Origin of the sequence: Streptomyces sp. Ac-502, from assembly GCF_045222935.1 — a bacterium.
GTDB classification, from domain to species: domain Bacteria; phylum Actinomycetota; class Actinomycetes; order Streptomycetales; family Streptomycetaceae; genus Streptomyces; species Streptomyces monomycini.
This window is the reverse complement of record NZ_JBHFFO010000001.1, coordinates 4994464-5018837: the sequence shown is the minus strand read 5'-3', so window position 1 is coordinate 5018837 and position 24374 is coordinate 4994464. Positions and strand designations below refer to the sequence as shown.

The window sequence follows — 24374 nt, the reverse complement described above, 5'->3', positions numbered from 1 at the left end:
GTGCCTGACTTCCAGAACCCCGTGGCCGGCTTCGGCGTGACCTTCAAGGCCATGTTCAAGAAGCGGCTCACCGAGCAGTATCCGGAGGAGAAGAAACCGACGGCGCCGCGCTTCCACGGCCGCCACCAGCTCAACCGGCATCCCGACGGGCTGGAGAAGTGCATCGGCTGCGAGCTGTGCGCCTGGGCCTGCCCGGCCGACGCGATCTACGTCGAAGGTGCCGACAACACCGACGAGGAGCGCTACAGCCCCGGCGAGCGCTACGGCCGCGTCTACCAGATCAACTACCTGCGCTGCATCCTGTGCGGCCTGTGCGTCGAGGCGTGCCCCACCCGCGCGCTGACCATGACCAACGAGTACGAACTCGCCGACCGGTCCCGCGAATCCCTCATCTACACCAAGGAGGAGCTGCTCGCGGGGCTGGAGGAGACCATGGTCGACAGCCCGCACGCGATCTTCCCCGGCATGACGGAGAAGGACTACTACCGCGGCCTGGTCACGGAGGCCGCGCCGGGCACGGTGCGTCAGGTGGCCGTGTCCAAGGGCGAGACGGTCGAAGGGGAGGGCGGCGCGGACACCGCGGCGCCCCAGGAGGCCGCGGCCACCTTCGGGCCCGACGAGCCCGCCGCCCGGGAGGTGACCCGGTGACGACGACCACCCTGGCCGCCGCGGCGTCCACCGGCGAGGCGGTGCAGTTCTGGATCCTCGGCACGGTCGCGGTGATCGGCGCGCTGTGCACGATCCTCATGCGGCGCGCCGTGCACAGCGCCCTGTCGCTCGCCGGCACCATGATCATCCTTGCGGTGTTCTACCTCGCCAACGGCGCGTACTTCCTCGGCATCGTGCAGATCGTCGTCTACACGGGCGCGATCATGATGCTCTTCCTCTTCGTCGTCATGCTCGTCGGCGTCACGGCGGCCGACTCCCTCAAGGAGACGCTCAAGGGACAGCGCTGGTGGGCCGCCGCCTGCGGTCTCGGCTTCGGCATCCTGCTGATCGCCGGAATCGGCAACGCCTCGCTCCGGCACTTCAACGGCCTCGGCGAGGCCAACGCCGGGGGCAATGTGCAGGGCCTGGCGGCGCTGATCTTCACCAAGTACGTCTTCGCCTTCGAGGTCACCGGCGCACTGCTGATCACGGCGGCGGTCGGCGCAATGGTGCTGACGCACCGCGAGCGTACGGAACGGGCCAGGACACAGCGCGAGCAGTCCGAGGCCCGGATCCGCGAGGGCAAGCAGGCCCACCCGTCACCCGGCCACCACCCCTCATCGACAGGCTCCGCCTGGCCACTGCCTACGCCGCTGCCCGCCCCCGGCGTGTACGCCCGGCACAACGCGGTCGACGTCCCCGGCCTGCTCCCCGACGGCACGCCGTCCGAGCTGACCGTCAACCCGACGCTGCGCGGGCGCGGCCAGATCCGCGACGTCTCCGGCGAGGCGCTGGACGAGCTGAAGGCGCTGGAGCAGCGCTCCGAAGAGCGGCTGGGCCGCAGCGAGGAGGCGAAGCGGTGAACCCGGTCAACTACCTCTATCTCGCCGCCCTGTTGTTCACCATCGGCGCAGCCGGGGTGGTGATCAGGCGGAACGCCATCGTGGTGTTCATGTGCATCGAGCTGATGCTCAACGCCTGCAACCTCGCCTTCGTGGTCTTCTCGCGGATGCACGGAAATCTGGACGGGCAGATCATCGCGTTCTTCACGATGGTCGTCGCCGCGGCCGAGGTCGTGGTGGGCCTGGCGATCATCGTGTCCATCTTCCGTACCCGCCACACGGCCTCGGTCGACGACGCCAGCCTGATGAAGCTGTAAGGGGTCGTACTCGTGGAGAACTTGATCGCCCTGCTCGTCGCGGCCCCCTGGCCGGCGCGGCCCTGCTGCTGTGCGGCGGCCGGAGACTGGACCGGGCCGGCCACTGGCTCGGCACGCTGTTCGCGCTGGCGTCCTTCGCCCTGGCCGTCCCCCTGTTCATGGAGCTGCTGGGCCGCGACGCCGAGCACCGCACCCTGCACCAGCACCTGTTCAGCTGGATTCCGGTGGGCGGCTTCCAGGCGGACGTCGCCTTCCAGCTCGACCAGCTGTCCATGACCTTCGTCCTGCTGATCACCGGTGTCGGATCGCTGATCCACATCTACTCGATCGGCTACATGGAGCACGACGAGCGGCGCCGCCGCTTCTTCGGCTACCTGAACCTCTTCCTCGCGGCCATGCTGCTGCTCGTCCTCGCCGACAACTACCTGTTGCTGTACGTCGGCTGGGAGGGCGTCGGCCTGGCCTCGTACCTGCTCATCGGCTTCTGGCAGCACAAGCCCAGCGCGGCCACGGCGGCGAAGAAGGCCTTCCTGGTCAACCGCGTCGGGGACGTCGGCCTGTCCATCGCCATCATGCTGATGTTCACCACCTTCGGAACGTTCGCGTTCGGACCGGTGCTGGGCGCGGCGGGTGAAACCTCCGAGGGCAAGCTCACCGCCATCGGCGTGATGCTGCTGCTCGCCGCCTGCGGCAAGTCGGCGCAGGTCCCGCTCCAGTCCTGGCTGGGCGACGCGATGGAGGGCCCGACCCCGGTCTCCGCCCTGATCCACGCGGCGACCATGGTGACCGCCGGCGTCTATCTGATCACCCGCTCCGGCGCGATCTTCAACGGGGCGCCGGACGCGCAGACCGCCGTCGTGGTGGTCGGCGCGGTGACGCTGCTGTTCGGCGCGATCGTCGGTTGCGCGAAGGACGACATCAAGAAGGCGCTGGCGGGCTCGACGATGTCGCAGATCGGCTACATGATCCTGGCCGCCGGGCTCGGCCCGGTCGGCTACGCCTTCGCCATCATGCACCTGGTCACGCACGGCTTCTTCAAGGCGGGCCTCTTCCTCGGCGCAGGCTCGGTGATGCACGGGATGAACGACGAGGTGGACATGCGCCGCTACGGCGGCCTGCGCAGGTACATGCCCGTCACCTTCATCACCTTCGGTCTGGGCTATCTGGCCATCATCGGCTTCCCCGGTCTGTCCGGCTTCTTCTCCAAGGACAAGATCATCGAGGCGGCGTTCGCCAAGGGCGGCACGGAAGGCTGGATCCTCGGCGGCGCGGCCCTGCTGGGCGCCGCGATCACCGCGTTCTACATGACGCGGGTGATGCTGATGACGTTCTTCGGCGAGGAGCGCTGGCGCAAGGCGCCGACCCCGTCACCCGCCGAGCCGTCCGTGGAGCCCGCGGCCGAAACGAGGGGCGAGTACACCCCGCCGCACCCGCACGAGTCGCCCAGGTCCATGACGATCCCGATGATCCTGCTGGCCGTCGGATCGGTCTTCGCGGGCGGCCTGTTCAGCATCAACGAGGCGTTCGTGACCTGGCTGGAGCCGGTCACCTCCTTCGACCACGGGCACCCGCCGCTGAGCGCCTCGGCGATCACCACGGCCACCATCGTGGTGATGGTCCTCGGCGTCGGGCTGGCCTACCTCCAGTACGGGCGCAAGCCGGTCCCCGCCGTCGCCCCGCGCGGCTCGCTGCTCACCCGGGCCGCCCGCCGCGACCTGCTCCAGGACGACTTCAACCACGCCGTGCTGGTGCGCGGCGGCGGCGAGCTGACCCGCGCCCTGGTCCAGCTGGACCACTCCGTCGTGGACGGCGCGGTCAACGGCACGGCGGCGTCGATGGGCGGCCTCTCCGGCCGGCTGCGCCAGGCGCAGAACGGCTTCGCCCGCTCGTACGCGGTACAGATGTTGGGCGGTGCGGCCGTGCTGATCGCCGTGACCCTGCTGATGAGGGGTGTCTGAGCCATGTCGTTTCCCCTTCTGACGGCCACCGCGGCGGTCCCGGCGATCGGCGCGATCGCCACCGCCGCGGTGCCCGCCGCCCGGCGCACCGCCGCCAAGTGGCTGGCGCTGCTCTTCTCGCTGGCCACCCTGGTGCTGGCCGCGGTGGTCGCGGTCCGCTTCGAGGCGGGGGCGAAGGGCCCGTTCCAGCTGACCGAATCACACTCCTGGATCAGGGACTTCGGGGTCCGCTACGAACTCGGCGTGGACGGCATCGCGGTGGCGCTGATCGCGCTGACCGCGCTGCTGATCCCGTTCGTGATCCTGGCGGGCTGGCACGACGCCGACCCCCTGGAAGCCCCGGCGCCCAACCGGCGCTGGCGGCCCACCCAGGGCTTCTTCGCGCTGATTCTCGCCGTCGAGGCGATGGTGGTCATCTCCTTCGAGGCCACCGACGTCTTCCTCTTCTACCTCTTCTTCGAAGCCATGCTCATCCCGATGTACTTCCTCATCGGCGGCTTCGGGGACCGGGCCGGGGCGGACGGCGAGGAGCGCAGCGCGAAGCTGCGTTCGCAGGCCGCCGTGAAGTTCCTGCTCTACAACCTGGCCGGCGGCCTGATCATGCTGGCCGCGGTGATCGGACTGTACGCGGCCACCGCCGACCAGCTCGGCAGCGGCACCTTCTCCCTGACGGAGATCGTCCAGGCCCGGGCCGGCGGCAAGCTGGAGCTGGACACCGGCACCGAACGGCTGCTGTTCCTCGGCTTCTTCTTCGCCTTCGCGGTGAAGGCGCCGCTGTGGCCGCTGCACACCTGGCTGCCCGGCGCGATGGGCGAGTCCACGGCGCCGGTGGCCGTCCTGATCACCGCGGTGGTCGACAAGGTCGGCACCTTCGCGATGCTGCGCTTCTGCCTCCAGCTCTTCCCGGAGGCCAGCAGCTGGGCGACGCCGGTGATCCTCGTCCTCGCGCTGATCAGCATCCTGTACGGCGCGCTGCTCGCGGTCGGCCAGCGGGACATCAAGCGCCTGGTGGCGTACGCGTCCATCTCCCACTTCGGCTTCATCATCATGGGCATCTTCGCGATGACGAGCCAGGGCCAGGGCGGCGCGACGCTGTACATGGTCAACCACGGCATCTCGACGGCGGCGCTGATGCTGGTCGCCGGGTTCCTGATCTCGCGGCGCGGCTCCCGGCTGATCGCCGACTACGGCGGGGTGCAGAAGGTCGCGCCGGTGCTGGCCGGCACCTTCCTGGTCGGCGGGCTGGCGACGCTGTCCCTGCCGGGCCTGGCGCCGTTCGTCAGCGAATTCCTGGTGCTGGTCGGCACGTTCAGTCGCTATCCGGCCGTGGGCATCGTGGCCACCGTCGGCATCGTCCTCGCCGCGCTGTACGTCCTGGTCCTCTACCAGCGGACGATGACCGGCCCGGTGAAGGCCGAGGTGCGGGCGATGCCCGACCTCAAGGCGCGGGAGCTGGCGGTCGTCGCCCCGCTGATCGCGCTGCTGCTGTTCCTCGGTGTCTACCCCAAGCCGCTGACGGACCTCGTCAACCCGGCGGTCGACCACACCCTGTCCGTCGTCGACCGGCACGATCCCCGCCCCGACGTAGCCGTGAAGGCAGATGCGGAGGCCGCGAAGTGAGTTCCGTGGCGAGTGTCCACAGCCTGTGGACCATTGCGGCCGAGGCACCGGCCAGGATCCCGGCGCCGAAGATCGAGTATGCCCAGCTGGCCCCGGCGCTGATCGTGCTGGGTGCCGCGGTCGTGGGCGTCGTCCTGGAGGCGTTCCTGCCGCGGCGCAGCCGCTACCACGCCCAGCTGCTGCTGTCCGTGCTCGCGCTGGCCGCCGGGTTCGCGGCCGTCGTGGGCCTGGCGGCGGGCGGCTTCGGCACCACCAAGGCGAAGATTGCGGCGATGGGCGCCATCGCCGTGGACGGACCGGCGCTCTTCCTCCAGGGCACCATCCTGCTGGTGGCGCTGGTCGCCACGTTCACCTTCGCCGAGCGCCGGCTCGATCCGGCCGCGCACGGCAAAAGGTGGACTCCTTCGTCGCGCAGGCCGCGGCGGTGCCCGGCGGGGAAGCCGAGAAGGCCGCGGTCAGGGCCGGGTTCACCACCACCGAGGTGTTCCCGATCGCGCTGTTCGCGGTCGGCGGGATGCTGGTCTTCCCCGCCGCCAACGACCTGCTGACCCTCTTCATCGCGCTGGAGGTCTTCTCCTCCCGCTGTACCTCCTGTGCGCGCTGGCCCGCCGCCAGCGGCTGCTGTCGCAGGAGGCCGCGGTGAAGTACTTCCTGCTCGGCGCGTTCTCCTCGGCGTTCCTGCTGTTCGGCATCGCCCTGCTGTACGGGTACGCGGGCACCGTCACGTACTCCGGCATCGCACAGGTCGTCAGCGACGGCGCCAAGCAGATCGACCCGGCGCTGGCCGGCACCATGGGCAACGACGCGCTGCTGCTGATCGGCGCGGCGCTGGTGCTCATGGGGCTGCTCTTCAAGGTCGGCGCGGTGCCGTTCCACATGTGGACGCCGGACGTCTACCAGGGCGCGCCGACGCCGGTGACCGGGTTCATGGCGGCGGCCACCAAGGTCGCCGCGTTCGGCGCGCTGCTGCGGCTGCTGTACGTGGTCCTGCCGGGGCTGCGCTGGGACTGGCGGCCGGTCATGTGGGGCGTCGCGATCGTCACGATGCTGGGCGGCGCGATCGTCGCGATCACCCAGACCGACATCAAGCGGCTGCTGGCGTACAGCTCCATCGCGCACGCCGGATTCATCCTGGCCGGTGTGATCGCCACCAGCAAGGACGGCATCTCGTCCGTCCTGTTCTACCTGGCGGCGTACTCCTTCGTGACGCTCGGCGCGTTCGCGGTGGTCACGCTGGTGCGGGACGCGGGCGGCGAGGCGACGCAGCTGGCGAAGTGGGCGGGACTGGGACGGCGCTCGCCCCTGACGGCGGCGGTCTTCGCGGTCTTCCTGCTGGCCTTCGCCGGAATCCCGCTGACCTCGGGCTTCACCGGGAAGTTCGCGGTGTTCAAGGCGGCGGCGGAGAGCGGCGCGGGCTGGCTGGTCGTGGTCGGTGTCATCTCGTCCGCCATCGCCGCGTTCTTCTACATCCGGGTCATCGTGCTGATGTTCTTCGACGAGCCGAAGGCGGACGGGCCGACCGTGGCGGTGCCCAGCCCGCTGACCATGACGGCCATCGCGGTCGGTGTCGTGGTCACGCTGGTCCTGGGCCTGGCCCCGCAGTACTTCCTCGACCTGGCGGGTCAGGCGGGGGTGTTCGTGCGCTGAGCGGCGCCGAGCCGGCCGGATGCACGGCGCACGGACCACGGCCGCCGTCCGGTGCCCCCGCAGGGGTGCCGGACGGCGGCCGTTGCGCCACTCGGGCGAAGGGGACCGGCGCGGCCTGAAGCACGTACGAGGAGGGCCGGCCGGAGTACGCGAGGCGCAGGTCAGCGCGGGGGAGGGGCCGGGCTCAGCGGGAGAACAGCACCGACCGGACCAGGACCTTCGTCGGGGCGGCCTTGCCGGGCGGGACGACGTAGAAGGTGTCGCTGCTGCAGTCGTCGTCGGCGAAGAGGGTCACGGTGGCGTTCGTCCGGTTGCGCGCGGCGTAGGCGAAGTCGGCGCCGTCCGGGAGCTTGATGGTGATGCACTGCTTGCCGGGCGGATTGAACAGGGCCGCACGCTGGTCGAGCTCGTCGCCGGTGTTGAAGCCGTAGGAGAAGACGCCGTCGGCGGCGTAGGCGGAGGTGGGGGTGGTCAGGGCGAGTACGGCCGCTCCGAAGGCGGCGGCGACGGAGGTACGCAGGCGCATCTCGTGACTCCTCGTGGTTGTCGGTGTCGAGCAACTACTCGGAGTGAATATGGCTCAGCGTATGGCGTCTTTCCCGGCGCCGCCCCGGAAACACCCCTGGTGGCGTAGCGGGCCTGCGCCGTTCGCGGCGGCCCTCGGCCGTTCGCGCGTGCTCTGCGTCGTCCGCGTCGGTCAGGTCCCCGGGCCGGGCCGGGGACTGATCGGCCGTCAGGTGCCGGGTGTGCCTGCGGACAGGCTCGGCATGCCCGGTAGCTTGAGCTTGCCCTCGGCCTTGGTGAAGGTGTCGGTGGGCCCGTCCTTCCAGCTCACCTTCAGCGTCCTGCCGTCGGCGCCCGGCGTGACGGTGCCCAGGGTGCGGGTGGTGTGGCCGCCCATGCACTTCAGGGCGATCACCGTGGGGCCCGCCTTCTCCACCTTGCCCTGGCAGGCCGACCCGGTGTCCGCGCCGAGCCCCAGCGAGGCGATGCCCCGGTAGATCACGAGGGTGAGGTGCGAGTCGCCGGTGGTGGCCGTCCAGGCACCGTCGAGGCCGCTGGTGCCGCCACCGTCCCGGCCGTCACCGGTAGAGCCGTCACCGGTCGATCCGTCACCGGCCGGGCCGCCGGGAGTCTGCGATGGGGTGGCGGCCGGTGCCGTACGCGCCCCGCCCGCCGCGTCGCGCTCGCCGTCTCGGCTGCCGTCTCCGCTACCGCCACAGCCGCTGAGCAGCAGCGCGGCCATGGCGGCCGTCCCGGCGATCTGCACTGCCTTGCGCACGTACGTCTCCTCCGTTGTGGGGCAGGGAGACGAGAGGCTAGCAACGCGGCGCACGGTCCGGTCCTGTGACGGACGGGGACGGAGCGATCGCGGCAGCGTCGCTACGAGGTTGACGCGCTGCCGTGACCTTGCGCGGGCCGGGCGGTGACCGGGCGGGGACAGGAGCGGCTCATCCGCCACCGCCACCACTGCCGGCGGCGGCCTCGTCCTGGAGGACCGCGGACGCCACCGCGCGGGCGATCCAGTCGTCGCGGACCAATGCCTTCAGGTCGCGGCGTACGGCCCGCCGGTCCCGGCCCAGCTCCAGCTTGCGATCCAGGTGGGTGGCCGACACCAGAGCGGCCAGCGCCCGGTCGCGCGGGTCCGCGAAGCCGGTGGCCGGCGCGCTCTTGAAGCGCGCGCGGGCCGGCCCGGCGAGGTCCACCGGTCCGGCCGCCAGACGCTCGTAACGGAACAGGCCGAGCGCGCGCCGGGACTCCCGGCGGACCGCGCCGCGCTGTTCCAGCCGCTGCCGGCACGCCTCGTCGACACCGCGCGCCGCGGTCCGCACCCAGCGCTTGGCTTGGCCTCGCCGCCCTTGCCGGGGACGGACAGCGTGGCCAGCGCCGCGTCCAGCACCAGGTCACCGAGGGGCAGCGGACTGCCCACCAGGATCCGGCCGCCGCGGCCCTCGGTGACCCGCCCGGCCCGGGCCAGCTCCGCGAGGGCGGCGCCGGCCAGGCCGTACCGCAGGTAGGACGGATGGTTCAGCGGCTTGCCGCGTGCCGGGTCCAGGGCGAGGAGCAGCAACTCCTCGGGCAGGGTGGGCCCGCGGTCCGCGCCGCCCCACCCGCTCCCCGCCCCGTACCCGGTCACGGCGTACGCGCCGGCCGGATGCGTCCGGTGACCTCGCCCAGGCCGACCCGGGAGCCGTCGGGCCCGGGCGCCCAGGCGGTCAGCGTGACCTCGTCGCCGTCCTCCAGGAACGGGCCCTTGCCCTGGGTGAGTTCGAGGAGGCAGCCGAGCTGGTCCGGCTCCGGTCCGGAGACCGTGCCGGAGGCGTAGAGGTCGCCGGTGCGCAGCGAGGCGCCGTTGACCGTCATGTGGGTGAGCTGCTGGGCGGCGGTCCAGTACATGGCGGAGAAGGGCGGGCGGGCGACGGTCTCGCCGTTGATGTCGACCTGGATGCGCAGGTCGATGCCGCCCGGTTCGGCGTCCGAGTCGTCCAGGTAGGGCAGGACGGGCACGTCGCGGGCGGGCGGTGCCGTACGGGCGTGATCCAGCGCGTCCAGCGGCGTGATCCACGCGGACACGGAGGTCGCGAAGGACTTGCCGAGGAAGGGGCCGAGCGGCACGTACTCCCAGGCCTGGATGTCGCGCGCCGACCAGTCGTTGACCAGGCAGACGCCGAAGACGTGCTCGCGGAAGCCGGCCAGCCCGACCGGCTCGCCGAGCGCGGACGGGGTGCCGACGACGAAGCCGATCTCGGCCTCGATGTCCAGCCGCCGGGAGGGTCCGAAGGTGGGCGCCGCGTCGGCGGGTGCCTTGCGCTGGCCGCTGGGCCGTACGACCGGGGTGCCGGAGACGACGACCGTGCCGGCCCGGCCGTGGTAGCCGATGGGCAGGTGCTTCCAGTTGGGGGTGAGGGCGTCGGCGTTCGGCCGGAAGATCCGGCCGACGTTGGTGGCGTGGTGCTCGCTGGCGTAGAAGTCGACATAGTCCGCGACCTCGAACGGCAGGTGCAGCGTCACCGCGTCCAGCGGGATGAGCAGTGCTTCGGTGGTGGCGCGCTGCGCGGGGTCGGTGACGGCCGTGCGGACGGCCTCCCGTACGGCCTGCCAGACGTCGCGGCCCGCGGCGAGCAGCGGGTTCAGGGTCGGTGCGGTCAGCAGGGCGGCGTGCGGCGAACCGGAGGTGGTGGCGAGTGCGTCGAGGTCGAGCACGTGGTCGCCGTAGCGCACGCCGATGCGGTGCCGCGTCGGCTCGTCCGCCGTACTGAAGACGCCGTAGGGGAGGGTGTGCGGCCCGAAGGGGTGGTCCTCGGGCAGGTCGAGCGGGTGGTGCTCGGACATGTACGGCTCCTCGCGTGGTCTCTCGCGTGCGTCGTCACCTGTGGCCGCGGACCCGGCCGGCGGGCCGGCGGGCTCTTTCGATCAGATTACGGCCCAACGGGCCGCGAGGGGATGCCCGGCCGGACAGCGGGCGCCGGCGCGGAGGTGGCCGGGACAGCGGCGGGCCGAAGGGGGCATTGACAGAAGGCAAACAGAAGTGAGCGAAAGGCGTTGGCAAAGCGCCATAAAAGAGTTCGCAATGTCTGGAAAGACGGTACCGGGGCGGTCAGTTCGGTTCTAACTTCCTTGCGGGGCGTGGCCGGGGCGGGACGCGCGCCGTTGGGGGGTCAGGTGGCTCGGAGCAGTACGGCGTTCGCGGTGGACCGGACCGTTCCGGGCCTCATCGTGAAGATCGGGGACTATCCGCTGCACCACGGGGGTGGGGGCGATCCGCAGTCTGGGACGCCTCGGCGTCCCCATGTACGCCATCACCGAGGACCGGTTCACCCCCGCCGCCACCTCACGCTACCTGCACGGACGCTGCGTCTGGCCGACCACCGGACGCGAAGACCCCCAGCAGCTCGTCGAGGTGCTGCTGCGCATCGGCAAGCGCATCGGCCGGCCCACGGTCCTGATACCGACCGACGAGGAGGCCGCCGTCCTGACCGGTGAGTACGCCGACGTCCTCGGCGGCCACTTCCTGCTCCCCCGTACCGCGGCGGGCCTGCCGCGCCGCCTGGCCAGCAAGCAGGGACTGTACGAACTCTGCGTCGAGCACGGCATACCGTCACCGGCGTCCGCCTTCCCGGAGTCGCTGTCGGACATCGAGCACTTCGCCGCGCGGGCGCGCTTCCCGGTCGTGGCCAAGAACCGCGAGGCGTTCCAGCGGCGCCGGCACCCCGCGGTCGCCGGCACCACCCTGATCTCGGGGCCCGACCAGCTCATCGGCCTGGCCCGAGACTGGGGCCGGCGGCCGGACGTGATCCTCCAGGAGTACCTGCCGCGGGAGGAGGCCGAGGACTGGATCGTGCACGCGTACTTCGACGCGGACAGCACCGCGCTGAGCCTGTTCACCGGGGTCAAGGTGCGTTCCTGGCCACCGCACGCGGGCATGACGGCCTGCGCGTACGTCGTCGGCAACCCGGAACTGGCCGAACTGACCGCCCAGTTCGTCAAACGGGTCGGCTTCAGCGGCATCGTTGACCTGGACTGGCGTTACGACCGCCGGGACGGCGCGTACAAGCTGCTGGACTTCAACCCGCGGATGGGCGCCCAGTTCCGGCTGTTCGAGAACGAGGCGGGCATCGACGTCGTACGGGCCCAGCACCTGGACCTGACCGGCCGGAAGGTCCCGGAGGCGGAACAGCGCTCCGGACAGCGGTTCGTCGTGGAGAACATCGACCTGCCCGCGCTGCTCGCGTACCGCCGCAGCGGCTACACCACGCCGCACGCGCCGAGCCGCGCCACCGGCACCGAGCTGGCGTGGCTGGCCGCCGACGACCTCAAGCCGTTCTTCACGATGCTGGCCCGGTTCGTCGGCCCCGGGGCCCGGCATCTGGTCGAACTGCGCCGGGCGAGCAGACGCGCGCGGGCGATGAACGGGGGATCAGTACGGCCGTTCCCCGCCAGGGCAGTGGGGGCACTGCCGGACCAGCAGCAACACCCTGGGGAGGGGAACGCACGTGAACACTCCGGTAGCAGTCGTCGGAGCCGGTCCGTACGGTCTGTCGACGGCGGCGCACCTGCGCGCGCGGGGCGTGCCCGTACGCGTCTTCGGCCGGCCGATGGTGAGCTGGCGCGAGAACATGCCCGCGGGCATGCTGCTCAAGTCGACACCGGCGGCGTCCACCATCGACGCCCCGCAGCCCGGGCACACGCTCCAGGACTTCTGCGACGCGACGGGCGGGCGGCGCTACGAGTCCGACTGGGACATCCTTCCCGTCGAGACCTTCGTGCGGTACGGCGAATGGTTCCAGGAACGGCTGGTTCCCGGCCTGGAGCAGGTCCGGGTCGTCTCGGTCGACCGGCGGTCCGGCGGATACGACCGGCGTTCCGACGGATTCGAGCTGAAACTGGACAGCGGCGAACAGTTCCGGGCCCGCGCGGTCGTCGTGGCCACCGGACTGACCGGCTTCGCCCGGCTGCCGCGCGAGCTGGCCGCGGCGGTGCCGGACGGGCCGTCCCCCACCGGGCCGGTCTCGCACAGCTCCCAGCACCGCGACCTGTCGGCCTTCGCGGGCCGGGACGTGGTGGTGGTCGGCGCCGGGCAGTCGGCGCTGGAGAGCGCGGTGCTGCTCGCCGAGTCCGGCGCCCGGTCCGTACGGGTCGTCGCGCGCGGGCGTGCGGCGGTGGGCTTCGGCGCGCCGCCGGACCATCAGCCCAGGCTGCGGCCGGAGACACCGTTCGGCAACGCGTGGTCGCTGTACGCGTTCACGCACTACGCGGGCGGCTTCCGCCACCTGCCCGCACCGGCCCGCCGCTACCTGGTCCGCCGGGTGCTGGGGCCGCTGGGCGCCTGGTGGCTGCGGGACCGCTTCGTGGGGCGCGTCCAGGTCACGGCCGGGCAGCGGATCGTCCGGGCCCGCGTCGAGGACGGCCGCCCGGTCCTGACGCTGCGCGCCCCCGACGGCCGCACCGGCGAACTGGCCGCCGACCACGTCCTGGCCGCCACCGGCTACCGCGTCGACCTGGCGGCGATGGACTTCCTCGGCCAGGGCCTGCGCACCGGCGTCACGGTGAGCGGCGGAGGGCCCCGACTGGACGCGGGCTTCGGCTCGTCCGTGCCGGGCCTGCACTTCACGGGCCTCCCGGCGGCGGCGTCCTTCGGGCCCGTGATGCGCTTCGTCTGCGGTACGGAGTTCGCGTCCCGGCGGGTGGCGGGGGCGGTGGCGCGGTAGGAGGGGCGGTACGGGGGCAGGGCGCCTGAGCGAGGGCGTGCGCGCGGGCCCGGACAGGAGCCCGGGGCCCGCCTCCGGGCGGATGTCTGACCGGGAGGTCTGACGAGCACCCCGTCGCACAGCGGCCGGGGTGCGCCGCCCTCTCCCGGACCCACCGGTGTCCGAGGTGCGAGAAGCGCGTTCGCCATGCGGACGCGGGCGGGTGTCGAACGGGCTCGCACACCGTTCGAGTGCCTCGGAGGGGCGGGCGCTCACGGTGATCCAACAGCGACCGGATACGCTGGCCAATGGTGGAGACAGCGACAGATCGACAATCCGTTTGATCGTCAGCAGACAGGAGTACCCCTCGTGACCGTCGTCGGGCCCTTCGGGCTGAGCGTGCGGGACCAGGCTCTTGAGGCCGATGTCCAGGCCGGGTTGGCGGCTGTCGAGGAGGGCCTGCTGGAGGCCACCAAGAGCGACGTGCCGTTCATCACCGAGGCCGCGCAGCACCTCGTCCGCGCAGGTGGCAAGCGGTTCCGGCCGCTGCTGGTGATGCTCGCCGCGCAGTTCGGCGACCCGCACACGCCGGGCGTCGTCCCCTCGGCCGTCGTCGTGGAGCTGACGCACCTGGCGACGCTGTACCACGACGACGTCATGGACGAGGCGGACGTGCGCCGCGGGGTGGCCAGCGCCAACGCCCGCTGGGGCAACTCGGTGGCCGTGCTGACCGGCGACTTCCTCTTCGCGCGTGCCTCGCACATACTGGCCGACCTCGGGCCGGAGGCCGTCCGTATCCAGGCCGAGGCGTTCGAACGCCTGGTGACCGGCCAGATCCTGGAGACGGCGGGCCCGCGGGACGGCCGCGACCCGATCGACCACTACCTGGACGTGATCGCGGGCAAGACCGGCTCGCTGATCGCCGTCGCGGGCCGCTTCGGCGCGATGATGTCCGGCGCCGACGAGACGACTGTCAACATCCTGACCCAGTACGGCGAACGTCTCGGCACCGCCTTCCAGCTCGCCGACGACGTCCTGGACATCGCCAGCGACTCCCACGAGTCCGGCAAGACGCCCGGCACGGACCTGCGCGAGGGCATCCCGACCCTGCCGGTCCTGCACCTGCGCGCCCTGGCCGACGGCGCACACGGCACCGACCAGGACCGCGAGCTGCGCGACCTGCTGGCCGGCGACCTGACCGACGACGCCCGGCACGCCGAGGCGCTGGCCGGGCTGCGCGCCCACCCGGCGCTGGAGCAGGCCCGCCGTGACACGGTGCGCTACGCCGAGGAGGCGCGGGCCACCCTGGCGCCGCTGCCGGAGTGCATGGCGAAGGCCGCGCTGGAAGGGCTGTGCGACTCGGTGGTGCACCGGGCGGGGTGACCTTCGGTAACCCCTAGGGTCCGGCTCTGTCTTTGGTCATACCGGTTCCACCCCGCGGTCGCGGGGGCTCCACCCACGGGAGTACACGAGTTGGCCCCCGGGGCTGACGCGTCCGGCTGGCCGGTTTGGTGGGATGGAGAACACCACGCCGCGGCGGAACGGGTCACAATGAGCCCGGGAGTGGGACGAGTGCGTCGCGCAGCAGGCCGCCGCTTACGACGGAGGTAAGGCACATGCCACGGAACCAACCGGCACAGGTCACCGACGAATGGGACGGGGACGGGGGCGCTCCGCGAAGCGCCGCAGAATGATGCGGTACGCCGTTCCGGCCGCCGTCGTGGGCATCACCGCGGCCTCGATCGGGCTGGTCCCGGCGTTCGCCGGCTCCGGCTCCCCGGACCTGCCGGAGATCTCCGCGCAGGACCTGATAGCCAAGGTCGCCGCTTCGGACGTGCAGCAGCTGTCCGGCACGGTCCGTACGAGCACCGACCTGGGACTGCCGTCCCTGTCGGGCGCCGGCGCCGGTGCGTTCGGCGGCGGCTCCTCGGGCCAGGGCGGCAGCGGTACGGGCGACAAGGACGGCAAGGGCGCCTCCGCGAGCCCGCAGAACCAGCTCATGGACCTGGCGTCCGGCTCGCACACGCTGCGCGTCGCCGCCGACGGGCCGGACAAGCAGCGGGTCTCGGTCGTCGGCAAGGCCGCCGAGTACAACCTCGTGCACAACGGCCGTGACATCTGGGGCTACGACAGCAAGAGCAACACCGCGTACCACAGCACGATCCCGGCCGGAGCGGGCAAGGACGGCAAGCACGGTACGGACGGCAAGCACGGTACGGACGGGAAACACGGTACGGACGGCTCCGGCAAGTCCGGCGACCTGAAGAACGCCACCCCGCAGGAGCTGGCCAAGAAGGCGCTCGACGCGGTCGGCGACAGCACCTCGGTGACCGTCGACGGCACGGCCAAGGTGGCCGGACGGGACGTGTACCAGCTCTCGGTCAAGCCGAAGCAGGCCGGCTCCACCGTCGACTCGATCCGGATCTCGGTGGACGCCGAGACCGGCGTACCGCTGAAGTTCACGCTCACGCCCAAGGGCGGCGGCGCCGCGGCGATCGACGTGGGCTTCACCTCCGTCGACTTCGCCAAGCCCGCGGCCGGCACCTTCGACTTCAAGCCGCCGAAGGGCGCGAAGGTCGTGGACGGCGACAAGGCCCGCGCGCCGCAGCGCGCCAAGGGCGAGCGGACGGCCGAGGACCTCCAGGGCATCCTGGGGCAGTACGGCCTGAGCGGCAAGAACGCCGCGAAGGGCAAGGGCGGCGTCGACGTCATCGGCTCCGGCTGGACCTCGATCGTCCACGTCAAGGGCGCCGGCTCCGGTCTCTCCGCGGCCGGCGGCAAGGGCGCGTCCGGTGACGCGGCCAAGCTGCTGGACAGCCTGGGCGAGAAGGTGAACGGAAAGTTCGGCTCCGGCCGGCTCTTCAGCACCCGCCTGGTCAACGCCCTGGTGACGGACGACGGCTCGGTCTACGCCGGTGCCGTGGACAAGGAGTCCCTGCTCAAGGCGGCCGAGTCCGCCAAGTGACGGTCAGGGCGCGGGGCGGGGCCGCACGGTCCCGCCCCGCGCCCGGGACCGCCGGCACGACCGGTCGCGCGCACAGCGGGCGACCACAGGTGCGACCACATGGGGGACCGATGACGCAGCCGTCCGCCGGTGACCGGGTGATCGAGACCCGGGGGCTGACGAAGACCTACCGCGGCGGACAACTCGCCGTCGACCGGCTCGACCTCGCCGTACCGCGCGGCAGCGTCTTCGGCTTCCTCGGGCCCAACGGCTCGGGCAAGACCACCACCATCCGCATGCTGCTCGGCCTGATCGAGCCGTCGGCGGGCAGCGCCCGGCTGCTCGGCGAACCGATGCCGCGGGCCGCCCGCCGGGTACTCCCCAGGGTCGGTGCCCTCATCGAGGGACCGGCCCTGTACGGCTTCCTCAGCGGGCGGGACAACCTCGTCCGGTACGACGCGGCCGACCCGGCCACGGACCCCCGCACCCGCGCCCACCGCGTGGACCACGCGCTGGAACGGGTCGGACTGGCCGCCGCCGCCCGCAAGAAGGCACGCGCCTACTCGCTCGGCATGAAGCAGCGGCTGGGGCTGGCCGCGGCGCTCCTGGAGCCCCGGGAACTCCTCGTGCTGGACGAGCCGACCAACGGCCTGGACCCGCAGGGCATGCGCGAGATCCGTTCGCTCGTCAGGGAACTGGCGGGTGACGGCACCACCGTCTTCCTCTCGTCGCACCTCCTCGACGAGATCGAGCAGGTCTGCACGCACGCCGCCGTGATGGCCCGCGGCCGGCTCGTCACCCAGGGCACGGTCGCCGCGCTGTCCGCGGGCGCGCGGGGACGGCTGGCGGTCGGCACACCCGACACCGCCGACGCGGTACGGGTGCTCAAGGAGCACGGGGTGACCGACCTCGTGACGGCGGAGGAGCGGGTGACCGGGGAACTCCCGGCGCCGGCCGGCGGGCCGCCCGACCTGGCGGAGGTCAACGCCGCTCTCGTACGGGCCGGGGTGCGCGTACGGGCCTTCGGCGTGGAGCGGGCGTCCCTGGAGGACGTCTTCGTGCGGCTGACCGGGGAGGGTTTCGATGTCGCGGGTTGAGATGGCGGGGGGCGCGGAGGCTTCCGGGGGCGCGGGGTCCGGGAGCGCGGCCGTACGCCGTGCGCCGCGCCCGCTGTGGAACCTCGGCCTGCTGCGCAACGAGATCGGCACGACCTTCCGGCGCTGGCGCACCCTCGCGCTGCTCGCCGTACTCGCCGCCGTACCGGTCCTGATCGGTGTCGCCGTCAAGATCGAGACGAGCGGCGAGGACGGCGGACCGGGCGGCTCCGGCGGCGCGGCGTTCGTCTCGCAGATCACCAACAACGGTCTCTTCCTGGTCTTCACTGCGCTCGCCGTCACCCTGCCGGTCTTCCTGCCGCTCGCGGTCGGCGTGATCGCGGGTGACTCCATCGCCGGCGAGGCGCACGCCGGGACGCTGCGCTACCTGCTCGTCGCCCCGGCCGGACGGACCCGGCTGCTGCTGGTCAAGTACGCGACGACGCTGACGTTCTGCCTGGCGGCGACGCTGGCGGTGGCGGTGTCGGCGCTGGTCACCGGGGCGCTGCTGTTCCCGGTCGGCGAGGTGACGCTGCTGTCCGGGACGAGCGTGCCGTTCGGTGAGGGGCTGCTGCGGGCGCTGGCGATCGCGGTCGTCGTGGCGCTGTCCCTGGTCGGGGTGGCGGCGATCGGCCTGTTCGTCTCGACGCTCACCAACAGCGGCATCGCGGCGATGGCCACCACCGTCGGCCTGCTGATCGTGGTGCAGATCCTGGACAACATCCCGCAACTGCACGCGATCCAGCCGTATCTCTTCTCGCACCACTGGCTGTCCTTCGCCGACGTGCTGCGCGAGCCCGTCTACTGGGACCAGCTCCAGAAGAACCTCGGCCTCCAGGCGCTGTACGCGGCGGTCTTCGGCTCCGCCGCCTGGGCGCGCTTCACGGCGCGGGACGTCACGGCCTGAGCCGCGCCGCCCCGCGCCGTACGGTCACGGCCCGCAGGTGCGGCCGGCCGTCAGAAGGTGAGCTTCCAGCTGTCGATGTAGCCCGTGTCCTGCGGACCGAGGTCCTGCACCCGCAGTTGCCAGGTGCCGTCGGCCGGCTCGGCGGACGCGTCGACCGTGTACGTGGTGATCACGTTCGGCGCCGAGTCCGAACCGCTGGAGTTCTTCAGCCGGTATGCCTGCCCGCTCGGCCCCACGAGGTCGATGGCCAGGTCACCGCGGTAGCTGTGCTTGATGTCCACGCCGACCTGGAGGGCGGCCGGCGCGTTGCCGGTACGTCCGGAGACCGTCACCGGCGAGGTCACCGCGGCGCCCGCGTCCGGGATCTGCACGTCGTCGGTGTTCTCGAAGACGGTGCCGCCGGGCGGGGTCGTCGTACCGACGCCCAGCGTCCACACCGCGTGGGCGACGGCGTCGCTGTTGCGGTCCAGGGCGGTGTCGTTGATGTTCGCCGACGTGTCGCAGGAGCGGTGGTAGCAGCGGTCGAAGGGCTGGCCCGCCGTACCGCCCCACTTCTGCGCCTGCGCGGCCGTCTTGGTGTAGTCGGCGCCGGAGAACAGGCCGCCCACGGGGATGCCGACGTTCTTGAACGGCGCGTGGTCGCTGCGGCCGTCGCCCTCGGTCTCGATCTCCGTGGGGACGTTCAGCGAGGCGTAGTACGCCTTGAACACGGCCTCGATGGCGCGGTCGTCGTCGTAGACGAAGTAGCCGGGATTCGGGGAACCCACCATGTCGAAGTTCAGATAGCCGCTGAACTTGGACCGCTCCGTCGCGGCCAGCCGGCTCACGTAGTACTGCGAGCCGCGCATCCCCAGCTCCTCGGCGCCCCACCAGCCGAACCGCAGGTGCTTGGCGGGCTTGGCGCCCGCGCGGGCGACGGCCAGCGCGGTTTCGAGGACCGCGGCCGAGCCGGAGCCGTTGTCGTTGATGCCGGGGCCCGCGCTGACGGAGTCCAGGTGCGCGCCGGCCATCAGGACCTGGTTCGGGTCGCCGCCGGGCCAGTCGGCGATCAGGTTGTAGCCGGTGGTGCCGCCGGTGGTGAACTGCTGCACGCTGGTGGTGAAGCCGGCGGCGTCCAGCTTGCCCTTGACGTAGTCGAGCGAGGCCCGGTAGCCGGGCCGGCCGTGGGCCTGGTTGCCGCCGTTGGCGGTGGCGATCGACTGGAGCTGGCTCAGGTGCGCTTTGACGTTGGCCACCGGCAGGTCGGGGGCGGCGGCGGTGCTGACGGTGGGGGTGGTGGAGCGGGCGGCGGCGGGTGCGGCGGTGGCCGTACCGGCCGCCCCGGGTATCGCAACGATCAGGCCGAGTACGGCACCGGCGGCAGTCAGCCCGAGGCCGCCGGGACGAGGGCCGCCGCCGCGGCCAGATCTTCGAAAACGCCTGGTCGCGCAGGGCCTTGCGGCATTCCATGACATGAGGGGTCTCCGGATTCCGAACGTGGGATGAACGGTCCGTGCATGGCGCGAAGCTGATGTTCGACGTGCCGCGCTTCGCTGGCAAGGCGGAATCCGGACACCCCGACCCGCATATCGTTCCGCGGCGGATCAGGGCTTGGTGGCACCCAGTTCCGGGGCGGGTTCGGAGGCGGGTTCCGGGGCGGGTTCGGGGGTGGCTGACGGGGCGGGCCGTGCGGCGGCCGTCCGGGCGGGCTGCGCGGCCTGCGCCGCGGTGGCCGGGGTCAGGGCCGCGGCCGTCTCCCCGACCACTTCCCGGGCCGTCTTCCGGGCCGTGGCCAGCGCCGTACGCGCGGAACGGGCGGTGCGCACCGCGTCGTACGTCAGCAACACCAGCGCCAGCCAGACGAGACCGAAGCCCGCCCAGCGCTCCGCCGGCATCTCCTCGTGGAAGACCAGCAGGCCCAGCGCGAACTGGAAGGTCGGCGCGAGGTACTGGAGCATTCCGAGCACGGTCAGCGGCAGCCGCACCGCCGCCGCGCCGAAGGCGATCAGCGGCAGCGCGGTGGCCACGCCGCAGCCCATGAGCAGCAGCGTCTGCCCCACTCCGCCGGTCAGGAACCCGGACTCGCCGCGCGCGCCGAGGAAGGCCAGGATGCCGAGCGCAGGCAGGAACTGCATCGCCGTCTCGGCGCTGAAGCCTTCGATGCCGCCCAGTTTCACGCCCTTCTTCACCAGGCCGTACGTGGCGAACGTGAGGGCCAGCGCCAGGGAGATCCAGGGCACCTTGCCGTACGCCACGGCCATCACGACCACCGCGGCGGCGCCGACGCCCACGGCCGCCCACTGCAACGGCCGCAGCCGCTCACGCAGCACCAGTACACCGAAGGCGATGCTGACCAGCGGGTTGATGAAGTAGCCGAGGCTGGCTTCGAGCACGTGCCCGGCGTTGACCGCCCAGATGTACAGGAACCAGTTGACGGAGATGACCGCGGCGCAGACCAGCACCATGCCGAGCCGCTTGGGCTGCCGCACCAGCTCCCGCACCCAGGACCAGCGGCGTATCGCGGCCAGGATGACGACGACGACCGGCAGCGACCACACCATCCGGTGGGCCAGGATCTCGGTGGGGGCCAGGTCACCGAGCAGGTGCCAGTACAGCGGGAGCAGGCCCCACACCACGTACGCGGCCGTGCCGTAGACGAGTCCAGTGCGCTGTTCATTCTGGGGATGCAAGGGGCCCTCCGGAGGAATGCTGCTCCATCTGCGCCGACGGTGGCGCGGGTCGCGTTCTGAAGGTAACGCCGGACGGCCCGACTGTCATGTCCGTACCGGGATACGGTCATGACGGGGGGCGGGTGCGGTGGTCATGCGCGGCGGCCGAAAACGACGGTGCCCGTACGGGACGTCCGAAGACGCTCCGTACGGGCACCGGAAAGGCCGTGACCGGCTGTTCAGCCGACCACCGTCCAGGTGTCGCCGCCGGCCAGCAGGGAGGCCAGGTCGCCCTTGCCCTTCTGCTCGATGGCGGTGTCCAACTGCTCACCCATGAGCGTGTCGTACACCGGGCGGTCCACGTCGCGCAGCACACCGATGGGGGTGTGGTGCAGCGTGTCCGGGTCGGCGAGGCGGGACAGGGCGAACGCGGTGGTCGGCGAGGCCTGGTGCGCGTCGTGGACCAGCACGGCGTCCGAGCCCACCGTCGCCACGTCGACGACCTTCAGGTCGCCGGTGGCCGGATCCCGCACCACGCCCTTGGAACCGAGGCCGTCCTCGGCGAGCGCGCCGAAGCGGATCGGCTGCCCGTGCTCCAGACGGATCACGGCTTCCTCGGCCTGCTGCTTGTCTTTGAGGACCTCGAAGGCGCCGTCGTTGAAGATGTTGCAGTTCTGGTAGATCTCCACCAGCGCCGTGCCCGGGTGAGCGGCGGCCGCGCGCAGCACACTGGTCAGGTGCTTGCGGTCGGAGTCGACCGTACGGGCCACGAAGGACGCCTCGGCGCCGATGGCCAGCGACACCGGGTTGAAGGGCGCGTCCAGCGAGCCCATCGGCGTCGACTTCGTGATCTTGCCGACCTCGGAGGTGGGGCTGTACTGGCCCTTGGTCAGGCCGTAGATCCGGTTGTTGAACAGCAGGATCTTGAGGTTGACGTTGCGGCGCAGCGCGTGGATCAGGTGGTTGCCGCCGATGGACAGCGCGTCGCCGTCACCGGTGACGACCCACACCGACAGGTCGCGGCGCGAGGAGGCCAGGCCGGAGGCGATGGCCGGGGCGCGGCCGTGGATGGAGTGCATCCCGTACGTGTTCATGTAGTACGGGAACCGGGACGAACAGCCGATGCCCGAGACGAAGACGATGTTCTCCTTCGCCAGACCGAGCTCGGGCATGAAGCCCTGCACGGCGGCGAGGACCGCGTAGTCACCGCAGCCGGGGCACCAGCGCACTTCCTGATCGGACTTGAAGTCCTTCATGGACTGCTTGGCCTCGGCCTTGGGCACCAGCGAAAGCGCCTCGATCGACGAGGCCCCTCCGCGATCGTCTCAGTCATTGATGGCCTCCTTAAAGACCTCCGCGAGTTGCTCGGCCTTGAACGGCATTCCGCTGACCTGGGTGTAGGAGCGGGCGTCGACGAGGTACTTCGCCCGCAGCAGCGTCGCGAGCTGGCCGAGGTTCATCTCCGGTACGACCACCTTGTCGTAACGCGCCAGCACCGCGCCGAGATTCCGCGGGAAGGGGTTGAGATGGCGCAGATGGGCCTGTGCCACCCGCCCGCCGTCCCGCCGTACGCGCCGCACGGCCGCGGTGATCGGCCCGTACGTCGAGCCCCAGCCCAGTACGAGGGTGTCGGCGCCCTGCGCGGCGGCGGCACCCTGTCCGTCGTGGACGGCCGCCTCCACCGTCGGGTCGTCGACCTCCAGGTCGGGGACCTCGATACCGTCGATCTTCGCCTGGCGGGTGCGCACCATGAAGTCGTGGTTGGCCGGGTCGTAGGAGATGTTGCCCGTGCCGTCCTGCTTCTCGATGCCGCCGATCCGGTGCTCCAGGCCGGGCGTGCCGGGCACCGCCCACGGGCGGGCGAGGGTCTGCTCGTCGCGCTTGTACGGCCAGAACACCTCGGTGCCGTCCGCCAGCGTGTGGTTCGCGCCGGAGGCGAACTGCACCCGCAGGTCGGGCAGTTCGTCGACCTCCGGGATGCGCCACGGCTCGGATCCGTTGGCCAGGTAGCCGTCGGACAGCAGGAAGACCGGCGTACGGTACGTCAGCGCGATGCGCGCCGCGTCCAGCGCCGCGTCGAAACAGTCGGCCGGTGTCCTCGGCGCCACGATCGGCACCGGCGCCTCGCCGTTGCGCCCGTACATCGCCTGGAGCAGGTCGGCCTGCTCGGTCTTGGTGGGCAGGCCGGTGGACGGGCCGCCGCGCTGGATGTCCACGACGACCAGCGGGAGTTCGAGGAGACCGCGAGCCCGATGGTCTCCGACTTCAGCGCCACACCGGGGCCCGAGGTGGTGGTCACCGCGAGCGCACCGCCGAAGGCGGCGCCCAGTGCCGCGCCGATGCCGGCGATCTCGTCCTCGGCCTGGAAGGTCCGCACGCCGAAGTTCTTGTGCTTGCTCAGCTCGTGCAGGATGTCCGAGGCCGGCGTGATCGGGTACGAGCCGAGGTAGAGCGGCAGATCGGCCTGCTGCCCGGCGGCGATCAGGCCGTACGACAGGGCCAGGTTGCCGGAGATGTTGCGGTACGTCCCCGGCGGGAACGCCTGGGTGGCCGGCGCGACCTCGTAGGAGACCGCGAAGTCCTCGGTGGTCTCGCCGAAGTTCCAGCCCGCGCGGAAGGCGGCGACGTTCGCCTCGGCGATGTCCGGTTTCTTGGCGAACTTCTGCCGCAGGAACGCTTCGGTGCCCTCGGTCGGCCGGTGGTACATCCACGACAGCAGACCCAGCGCGAACATGTTCTTGGAGCGCTCGGCCTCCTTGCGGGAGAGCCCGAACTCCTTGAGCGCCTCGATCGTCAGCGTCGTCAGCGGCACCGGATGGACGTTGTACGCCTCCAGCGACCCGTCCTCCAGCGGGCTGACGTCGTAGCCCACCTTCGCCATCGGCCGCTTGGTGAACTCGTCCGTGTTGACGATGATCTCCGCGCCGCGCGGCACGTCCGCCAGGTTCGCCTTCAGCGCGGCCGGGTTCATCGCCACCAGGACGTTGGGCGCGTCGCCGGGGGTGAGGATGTCGTGGTCCGCGAAGTGCAGCTGGAAGCTGGAGACGCCCGGCAGGGTGCCGGCGGGGGCCCGGATCTCGGCGGGGAAGTTCGGCAGCGTCGACAGGTCGTTGCCGAAGGTCGCCGTCTCGGAGGTGAACCGGTCGCCCGTGAGCTGCATACCGTCACCGGAGTCGCCCGCGAACCGGATGATCACCCGGTCCAGGCGACGTACCTCTTTACCGCCGTTTTTGCTGCCGTGTGTACCGCCGTCTGTACCGCCGTTCTTCCCGCCGTCGGCGCCGGTCCCGGGAGCCTGCGGCTCCCGGGTGAGCGCTCCGTCGGCCTGCTCGGCTTGGCTGCTGACCTGGCTGGTCACTGCTTCGGACCTCCCTCGGGGCGGTGGCTCGGGACTCGTCGTGCCGACCGGTCGTCCCACGAACATCGTACGTGGGTAAGGGTCGCCTTCCCTGGGTCGATCACATGATGGACGTGGACATGAGACAGCACTCTGTCAGGAATTGTCATGAAACAACCGCCCCCCGGCCCCCTTCTCCAAGACGCTCGCGCCTAGGTCTTTGG

The 24374-nt window shown here is 71.5% G+C and carries 16 protein-coding genes and 5 pseudogenes; 12 read left to right on the top strand and 9 right to left on the bottom strand.

All coding sequences use genetic code 11. From position 1 onward, the window contains the following. The 6 genes and pseudogenes from nuoI (at position 1) to nuoN (ending at position 7032) form a co-directional block, all read left to right on the top strand. Positions 1 to 648, top strand: a complete 648-nt coding sequence (nuoI, locus tag ACEXOX_RS22605) for an NADH-quinone oxidoreductase subunit NuoI (protein WP_406526432.1) — start codon at positions 1 to 3, stop codon at positions 646 to 648. Beyond that, positions 645 to 1511: an NADH-quinone oxidoreductase subunit J gene (locus tag ACEXOX_RS22600; RefSeq protein WP_406522830.1), complete on the top strand. Its 867-nt coding sequence runs from the start codon at positions 645 to 647 to the stop codon at positions 1509 to 1511. The genes nuoI and ACEXOX_RS22600 overlap by 4 nt, the downstream gene beginning before the upstream one ends. Further along, positions 1508 to 1807: an NADH-quinone oxidoreductase subunit NuoK gene (gene nuoK, locus ACEXOX_RS22595; protein WP_406522828.1), complete on the top strand. Its 300-nt coding sequence runs from the start codon at positions 1508 to 1510 to the stop codon at positions 1805 to 1807. Before ACEXOX_RS22600 ends, nuoK begins: the two co-directional genes overlap by 4 nt. Positions 1808 to 1819: 12 nt before the next feature. After that, positions 1820 to 3765, top strand: a pseudogene (gene nuoL, locus ACEXOX_RS22590) (NADH-quinone oxidoreductase subunit L). 3 nt (positions 3766 to 3768) lie between these two features. After that, positions 3769 to 5385 carry an NADH-quinone oxidoreductase subunit M gene (locus ACEXOX_RS22585; protein WP_406522827.1) on the top strand — a complete coding sequence of 539 codons (1617 nt, stop codon included), beginning with the start codon at positions 3769 to 3771 and terminating at the stop codon, positions 5383 to 5385. Next, positions 5382 to 7032: pseudogene (gene nuoN, locus ACEXOX_RS22580) on the top strand (NADH-quinone oxidoreductase subunit NuoN). Before ACEXOX_RS22585 ends, nuoN begins: the two are co-directional and overlap by 4 nt. Before the next feature lie 184 nt (positions 7033 to 7216). Here nuoN and ACEXOX_RS22575 read toward each other — a convergent pair. From ACEXOX_RS22575 to fahA, 5 genes and pseudogenes are all read right to left on the bottom strand, one after another. After that, entirely contained in the window at positions 7217 to 7558 is a 342-nt protein-coding gene (locus tag ACEXOX_RS22575) for a hypothetical protein (RefSeq protein ID WP_406522825.1), read from the bottom strand. 207 nt (positions 7559 to 7765) lie between these two features. Continuing rightward, positions 7766 to 8314 (bottom strand): hypothetical protein, encoded by a 549-nt coding sequence (locus tag ACEXOX_RS22570; protein WP_406522823.1) that lies wholly within the window; start codon positions 8312 to 8314, stop codon positions 7766 to 7768. Between the two features lie 169 nt (positions 8315 to 8483). Next, the gene (locus ACEXOX_RS22565) at positions 8484 to 8864 is read right to left on the bottom strand and encodes a GPP34 family phosphoprotein (protein ID WP_406522822.1); all 381 of its coding nucleotides are present in this window, start codon (positions 8862 to 8864) and stop codon (positions 8484 to 8486) included. Between the two features lie 98 nt (positions 8865 to 8962). Beyond that, positions 8963 to 9169 (bottom strand): annotated as a pseudogene (locus ACEXOX_RS22560) (GPP34 family phosphoprotein); the annotation flags it as partial. Beyond that, on the bottom strand, positions 9166 to 10365 hold the full coding sequence (gene fahA / locus ACEXOX_RS22555; RefSeq protein ID WP_406522820.1) for a fumarylacetoacetase: 1200 nt from the start codon (positions 10363 to 10365) through the stop codon (positions 9166 to 9168). The pseudogene ACEXOX_RS22560 and the gene fahA, both read right to left, overlap by 4 nt. Positions 10366 to 10683: 318 nt before the next feature. Between fahA and ACEXOX_RS22550 the strand changes: the two are divergent. From ACEXOX_RS22550 to ACEXOX_RS22525, 6 genes and pseudogenes are all read left to right on the top strand, one after another. Continuing rightward, a pseudogene (locus ACEXOX_RS22550) lies at positions 10684 to 11929 on the top strand (ATP-grasp domain-containing protein); the annotation flags it as partial. Between the two features lie 97 nt (positions 11930 to 12026). Further along, complete coding sequence (locus ACEXOX_RS22545; protein ID WP_406522819.1) at positions 12027 to 13241, top strand: FAD-dependent oxidoreductase; 1215 nt, start codon at positions 12027 to 12029, stop codon at positions 13239 to 13241. A 348-nt stretch (positions 13242 to 13589) separates the two neighbouring features. After that, positions 13590 to 14603, top strand: coding sequence for a polyprenyl synthetase family protein (locus ACEXOX_RS22540; RefSeq protein WP_406522817.1), 1014 nt, complete (start codon positions 13590 to 13592; stop codon positions 14601 to 14603). Between the two features lie 307 nt (positions 14604 to 14910). After that, positions 14911 to 16185 (top strand): LolA family protein, encoded by a 1275-nt coding sequence (locus ACEXOX_RS22535; RefSeq protein WP_406522815.1) that lies wholly within the window; start codon positions 14911 to 14913, stop codon positions 16183 to 16185. 110 nt (positions 16186 to 16295) lie between these two features. Next, positions 16296 to 17261: an ATP-binding cassette domain-containing protein gene (locus ACEXOX_RS22530; protein WP_406522813.1), complete on the top strand. Its 966-nt coding sequence runs from the start codon at positions 16296 to 16298 to the stop codon at positions 17259 to 17261. After that, positions 17248 to 18165, top strand: a complete 918-nt coding sequence (locus ACEXOX_RS22525; protein ID WP_406522811.1) for an ABC transporter permease — start codon at positions 17248 to 17250, stop codon at positions 18163 to 18165. Before ACEXOX_RS22530 ends, ACEXOX_RS22525 begins: the two co-directional genes overlap by 14 nt. A 50-nt stretch (positions 18166 to 18215) precedes the next feature. Here the strand turns inward: ACEXOX_RS22525 and ACEXOX_RS22520 are convergent, their stop codons facing one another. The 4 genes and pseudogenes from ACEXOX_RS22520 to ACEXOX_RS22505 all read right to left on the bottom strand — a co-directional run bounded on the left by ACEXOX_RS22520 (position 18216) and on the right by ACEXOX_RS22505 (position 24171). After that, the gene (locus ACEXOX_RS22520) at positions 18216 to 19619 is read right to left on the bottom strand and encodes a M28 family metallopeptidase (RefSeq protein WP_406522809.1); all 1404 of its coding nucleotides are present in this window, start codon (positions 19617 to 19619) and stop codon (positions 18216 to 18218) included. A 129-nt stretch (positions 19620 to 19748) separates the two neighbouring features. Next, a complete protein-coding gene (gene rarD, locus ACEXOX_RS22515) occupies positions 19749 to 20834 on the bottom strand; it encodes an EamA family transporter RarD (RefSeq protein WP_406522807.1) in 1086 nt (361 codons plus the stop codon). A 218-nt stretch (positions 20835 to 21052) separates the two neighbouring features. Continuing rightward, on the bottom strand, positions 21053 to 22114 hold the full coding sequence (locus tag ACEXOX_RS22510; RefSeq protein ID WP_406526431.1) for a 2-oxoacid:ferredoxin oxidoreductase subunit beta: 1062 nt from the start codon (positions 22112 to 22114) through the stop codon (positions 21053 to 21055). Positions 22115 to 22138: 24 nt separating this feature from the next. Then, positions 22139 to 24171: pseudogene (locus tag ACEXOX_RS22505) on the bottom strand (2-oxoacid:acceptor oxidoreductase subunit alpha). Positions 24172 to 24374: the final 203 nt, after the last annotated feature.